Raw genomic sequence first — 5618 nt, forward strand, 5'->3', positions numbered from 1 at the left:
GCATAGCGTATCGAAATGGTTTTAACCGCTTCTGCCAAATAATTCCTCCAGAGCGCATCTGCGCGTGAGATATACAATGAGCGACAAACCACACCAGAACTTGGCCGTCATCGGCCACGTCGACCACGGTAAAAGCACGATGGTCGGGCGACTCCTCTTCGAGACAGGGAGCGTCCCGGAGCACGTTATCGAACAGCACCGCGAAGAAGCGGAAGAGAAGGGTAAAGGCGGCTTCGAGTTCGCCTACGTGATGGACAACCTCGCAGAGGAGCGAGAGCGTGGTGTCACGATCGACATCGCCCACCAAGAGTTCGACACCGACGAGTACTACTTCACCATCGTCGACTGTCCGGGCCACCGTGACTTCGTGAAGAACATGATCACGGGCGCATCGCAGGCAGACAACGCTGTCCTCGTCGTCGCCGCAGACGACGGTGTCGCGCCCCAGACCCAGGAGCACGTCTTCCTCTCGAAGACGCTCGGTATCAACGAGCTCATCATCGCGGTCAACAAGATGGACGTCGTCGACTACAAGGAAGACACCTACGACGACGTCAAAGAGCAGGTTTCGAAGCTCCTGAAGCAGGTCAATTTCAAGTCCGACGACGCGACGTTCGTCCCGACCTCCGCGTTCGAGGGTGACAACGTCTCCGAATCCTCGGACAATACGCCTTGGTACGACGGCCCGACCCTGCTCGAGGCCCTCAACAACCTCGACGCACCCGAGCCGCCAACGGACGCAGACCTCCGTCTGCCCATCCAGGACGTGTACACGATTTCCGGTATCGGTACGGTGCCGGTCGGACGTGTCGAGACGGGTACGCTCAACGTGGGCGACAACGTCTCGTTCCAGCCGAGCGACGTCGGTGGCGAAGTGAAGACCGTCGAGATGCACCACGAGGAAGTTCCGAAAGCGGAACCCGGCGACAACGTCGGTTTCAACGTGCGTGGCATCGGCAAGGACGACATCCGTCGCGGTGACGTGTGTGGCCCAGCCGACAATCCGCCGAAAGTGGCCGATACGTTCCAGGCTCGCATCGTCGTGATGCAGCACCCGAGCGTCATCACGGCCGGTTACACGCCGGTCTTCCACGCCCACACGGCGCAGGTCGCGTGTACCATCGAGTCCATCGACGCGAAGATCAACCCGTCCACCGGTGAAATCGCGGAGGAGAACCCCGACTTCATCAAGTCCGGTGACGCAGCAACCGTCACGGTCCGACCGCAAAAGCCACTCAGCATCGAGCCTGCGGGCGAGATTCCGGAACTTGGTTCGTTCGCAATCCGTGACATGGGTCAGACCGTGGCAGCAGGTCAGGTCCTCGAAGTCAACGAGAAGTAAACGATGCAGCAAGCACGTGTCCGACTCGCAGGAGCCAACCCCTCGGACCTCGACGACATCTGCGACGATGTCCGTGAGATCGCTGAGAAGACCGGCGTCTCCCTGAGCGGTCCGATTCCGCTCCCGACGAAGACGCTGGAGATCCCGACGCGCAAGTCGCCCGACGGAGAGGGCACTGCGACGTGGGAACACTGGGAGATGCGCGTCCACAAGCGCCTCATCGACCTCGACGCCGATGAACGCGCGCTTCGACAGTTGATGCGCATTCAGGTTCCGAACGACGTCAGCATCGAGATCGTCCTCGAAGACTGAACCGAGGAACTCACCGGTTGCACGGATACCCGCGCAACGGAAATCTTTGCAAATCTTCTTTCGTTTTTCACCCATCGACCAGCGATCGCGCCGTCACGGCGACGAGCAGCCGTCCCGTGAGGTCATTTTTTGTGGTCTCGGTGACGAGTAGTAGTATGCGTCTTTCCCGCTCGCCGACGATTCAGACGCTCGCCGTCTGTCTCGTCGTCTTCGTCGTCCAATCCGCGGTTCGGTTCGTCAGCCCGGCGTTGGCACTGGGGCTGTTCGCGCTCTCGCCGCCCGTGGCGGGCCACGTGTGGACGCTGCCGCTGAGCGTGTACTCACACGCCGGGTTCGCCCACCTCTTCTCCAACGCTGTCGCGCTGGTGCTCGTCGGGTTCATCGTCGAGCGCGGGACGACGACGGCCCGCTATCACGCCTTCTTTCTCACGGTGGGGATGGCGGCCGGACTGGTGCAGGTGTGGGTGACGGAGCTGTTCAGCAGCCAGCCCCCCGCCGTCCTCGGAGCCAGCGGCGCGATTCTCGGCCTGTACGGCTACCTCATCGCCAGTAACGACATTTCGGAGGCCGTGTTCGGCCGCCTGCGACTCTCGCGCCGCGCGCAGGTCCTCATCGTCGTCGTCTTCACGACCCTCGTCACGCTGATGACAGCGGCTCCTGGCGTCGCCCTGCTCGCCCACTTCACCGGCTTCGCACTGGGGCTAATCGCGGGACGCCTTCACATCCTCCGCACCGAAACACAAGCTACAAGTAACGCACGGATGGTACAATAATTCGAGGGCTCGTAGATCAGTGGCAGATCGCTTCCTTCGCAAGGAAGAGGCCCCGGGTTCAAATCCCGGCGAGTCCACTTCTCTCACTCCACTCCGGAAGAGCGAAGCTCTTCCGTGCTCCCGTTCGCTTCGTTCACGGGAACTCCGTTTCGTTCGATCAGTGGATTCGCCGTAGTCCCCCTCGCTCACTTCGTTCGCTCGCGGGACTCCCGGCGAGTACATTCGAGCGAAGCGAGGATGGACGAACGGTATTTTGATTAGGTGAAAAGTTCGCAGCGATTATCGAACGGACTCGGTCGTTAAGGTTCGAGTACCGTAAGTCGAAACGGACCGCCCTTCGCCGCAGCGTGGTCGACCGCTTCGTTGGCGTGTTCGAGTTCGAAACTCGTCATCTCGAAGTCGTCCAACGAAAGGAGACCGGAGCGGACGAGTTCGACGAGTTGGGACCGCGCCTCCGGAGGATACATATGCTGACCGCGAACGGTGATGCAATTACGCTGGAGGTGAGCATAGGGAAGTTCGAGGTCAGCACGGAGGCCACCCATCAACACGACCGTTCCACGAGGTCGAACGGTCAGTGCAGCAGCACGCACGGGGGTTGCATCGGGCAACGGGGGAAGGATGTCGAGCACCGTATCGATGGGGCCCGGCGCCGCATCGCACATGTTCCGTCGGTCCTCGCTTTCATCGCCAGTCAGTGCAACCGTCCGAACTCGGGGCCCGAACCGACGATTGAGGCCATCGAGAACCGCTTCGTTTCGCCCCGGCGCAATGACGCTACCTGCACCCATCGCTAACGCGACGGTCACTCCCGCACTCCCGAAGTGGCCGGTCGCGCCGCTTATCAGGACGGTGTCCCCCGCCCGTATATTCGCGGCAAGTAAGCCGCCGTACGGAACCAACAGCGAACAGAGTGCACACCAGCGCGTTGCGTCCGCTCGGTCGATGTCACCGAGCGGAACTGCACTCTCCAGTGGCAGAAGCATTTGCTCGGCGAAGGCCCCATGGCGAAAGTGCGACTGCAAGCGTTGTGCACCCTCTCCGGGGACAATCCAGCCCTGTAGCATCGTTTGGGTAAATATCGGGTCATCGCGCGAATGAACTGCTGGGTCACACAGTACCCAATCGCCGGGGGAGAGGCGCGTCGCATCCGGTCCGACAGCACGGACGCGTCCAACTCCGCCGACGCCCGGGACGAGTGGTAGCTCTAGCGGATATCGACGCTCACCGCTGAGAACCTCGTTCGTGTACGATAACACCGGTGCAGCAACCACGTCCACAACGAGTTCACCTGCACCCGGTTGGGGGTCAGGCAACGTTTCGAGCGTAAGCGGCGAGCCGAATTCCGGTAGCACAGCACCTTTCATATGGTACCTCCCGACTGCTGTCGATGATTCCAAGTAGTCGTCCGAGGTAACGCGAAAGGACTGGCCATTCGAACATGTCTTGACATCGGATTTGAGGTAGGGGAGTGGAGGACATATATTGTCAAGTCCAATGAATGAAACTGGGTTCACGACGTTGTACCTGCTCCAGTATCGTGGACCTTCCTGAGAGGGAGACAAAAACGGGTTACAAGAGCTAGGAGGCGCGAATGCAAAAGGTGGAGTAAGAGATGATAGACGAAAAAAACCACTCAACCCGACGCAACAAACGATGGTGCAGGGGGCGAGATATCGATTCCGGAGGACAAACAGCGGTTGTTCGACCTCTTCGGAAAGTCACACACGATGGCCATCGCGTCCGCGTTCGCCGGGTCATCGGACCCGTGGCGGTTTAACGAACTCAAGGGTGCACTCGAAATCTCCCAAACGACGCTCTCCACACGTCTCGATGACCTACTCGAAGAGAATCTCATTACTCGACGGGCGTACGACGAGATGCCTCCGCGCGTCGAATACGAGGCGACGGCAAAACTCAACGCCGCCGAACCGGTGATTCAGGACCTCGTCGCTTGGTGGCGAGGCGATTGGTGAGTGTTCTGCAGGAACTCGCCACCGGACTGCCGCCCGTTCGGAAAAGCCGAAACGAGTATCGACAAGGAGTCGGTAACAGCCAGTAGTTTCACGGAATCGAATACGTAGTAGTTCCCTGATTCATCTGGACAGCGCTTGGGGACGATGGTTGAAAAGGCCTGACTCGAAAACGATGGGTATGGTAAATATACGCCTCGGTCGTACTCGTTCTCCGCCACCTCCAACGGCGAAGAACGATGACGTTTCCAGCCCAGCGCCTTCCGGACGGGAACATTCTGGCCCCGCACCACCTCTACATCGGTGTGTTAGCGGCGTACATCGTCTGCTGGGTGGCCTCGAGCCGCATGCCCAAACGAGAGGCATGGGCCACCGTGACAGCGCTGACGGTGGCGCTGTTCGGCTTCCTCTTCGTGTGGCCGGATTACCCCGCCACAGGAGCGTTGCTGACACTATCGGGTATCGTAGGTGCGTTGCTGGCGATGGTGTTCCGTTCGTTCTGGTCGGACAGCGCGTCCGATCTCCGGTTGGCGGCGCTGTTTTGCGTGCTCATCGCGCTCGATGACGCCGTGTCCCACTCCTTCGGCGTTTGGACGCCGCTCAATTGGTTCTGGCACGTCTATCTGATTCATCTCGTTACCTGATGGCTTCTCGATTCATTTCGACAATATAGTGGGTTCAGGAACCGCAAGGACCCATCTCCGCGAGTCCACTTCCACCGTTTACGACGAGTACAAGCAGGAGTGACGAGTGGGAGGTTATCCCCGAACGACGTGATAAACCAAGCCGCCGAGTGAACCGACGACGAGGGGGAGCAGGAGGCCCATGAACAGGAGCGTGTCGAGGTACCCCGGACCGACGCGCGCGGTCACGCCGATGGCGGAGACGTGTTTCGAGGCGATGTACGCACCGACGAGACTGATCGGCAGGTAGCCGACGACGACGTGTGCACCGTTCAGCGCCGCGTGCGGGGCCGTCCGGGCGCGACCCAGGTGAGAAGCGAGGAGAACGCCACCGATGAAGATGGCGACGAGCGGCAGGAGATGGAGGAACTGGATATACGGATCCGAGGAGTTAGTGATCAGATCGACGCTGTTCCGAAGATAGTTGGAGTCATCGGAACCGGAGATGGTTTGGGAGATTTCGACGAACTGCGCGTTGTAGAAGTACCACGTGACGACTTGCCACTTCTCGGCGGCGAACGAAAAGGTCGGTAGC

General features: G+C 60.1%; 6 protein-coding genes, 1 tRNA gene and 1 pseudogene. 6 read left to right on the forward strand and 2 right to left on the reverse strand.

Going from position 1 to position 5618, the window contains the following annotated elements:
* Positions 1-76: 76 nt before the first annotated feature.
* The 4 genes from tuf (at position 77) to WBV42_RS07410 (ending at position 2504) form a co-directional block, all read left to right on the forward strand.
* On the forward strand, positions 77-1342 hold the full coding sequence (gene tuf, locus WBV42_RS07395; RefSeq protein WP_253226723.1) for a translation elongation factor EF-1 subunit alpha: 1266 nt from the start codon (positions 77-79) through the stop codon (positions 1340-1342).
* 3 nt (positions 1343-1345) lie between these two features.
* Positions 1346-1654 (forward strand): 30S ribosomal protein S10, encoded by a 309-nt coding sequence (gene rpsJ / locus WBV42_RS07400; RefSeq protein WP_007979652.1) that lies wholly within the window; start codon positions 1346-1348, stop codon positions 1652-1654.
* A gap of 155 nt (positions 1655-1809) precedes the next feature.
* Positions 1810-2427 carry a rhomboid family intramembrane serine protease gene (locus WBV42_RS07405; protein WP_423985455.1) on the forward strand — a complete coding sequence of 206 codons (618 nt, stop codon included), beginning with the start codon at positions 1810-1812 and terminating at the stop codon, positions 2425-2427.
* Positions 2428-2432: 5 nt separating this feature from the next.
* Positions 2433-2504: transfer RNA gene (locus tag WBV42_RS07410), tRNA-Ala, on the forward strand.
* 222 nt (positions 2505-2726) lie between these two features.
* On the opposite strand, the gene WBV42_RS07415 is transcribed toward WBV42_RS07410, so the two are convergent.
* On the reverse strand, positions 2727-3794 hold the full coding sequence (locus WBV42_RS07415; RefSeq protein WP_423985456.1) for an alcohol dehydrogenase catalytic domain-containing protein: 1068 nt from the start codon (positions 3792-3794) through the stop codon (positions 2727-2729).
* Between the two features lie 333 nt (positions 3795-4127).
* On the opposite strand from WBV42_RS07415, the gene WBV42_RS07420 reads away from it, so the two are divergent.
* A complete protein-coding gene (locus WBV42_RS07420; protein ID WP_423985457.1) occupies positions 4128-4403 on the forward strand; it encodes a winged helix-turn-helix transcriptional regulator in 276 nt (91 codons plus the stop codon).
* 236 nt (positions 4404-4639) lie between these two features.
* Positions 4640-5044 carry a hypothetical protein gene (locus WBV42_RS07425; RefSeq protein ID WP_423985458.1) on the forward strand — a complete coding sequence of 135 codons (405 nt, stop codon included), beginning with the start codon at positions 4640-4642 and terminating at the stop codon, positions 5042-5044.
* A 114-nt stretch (positions 5045-5158) separates the two neighbouring features.
* Here WBV42_RS07425 and WBV42_RS07430 read toward each other — a convergent pair.
* Positions 5159-5618 (reverse strand): annotated as a pseudogene (locus tag WBV42_RS07430) (hypothetical protein); the annotation flags it as partial.

The sequence above is a fragment of the Haladaptatus sp. genome, assembly GCF_049589095.1.
Taxonomy (GTDB): Archaea; Halobacteriota; Halobacteria; order Halobacteriales; family Haladaptataceae; genus Haladaptatus.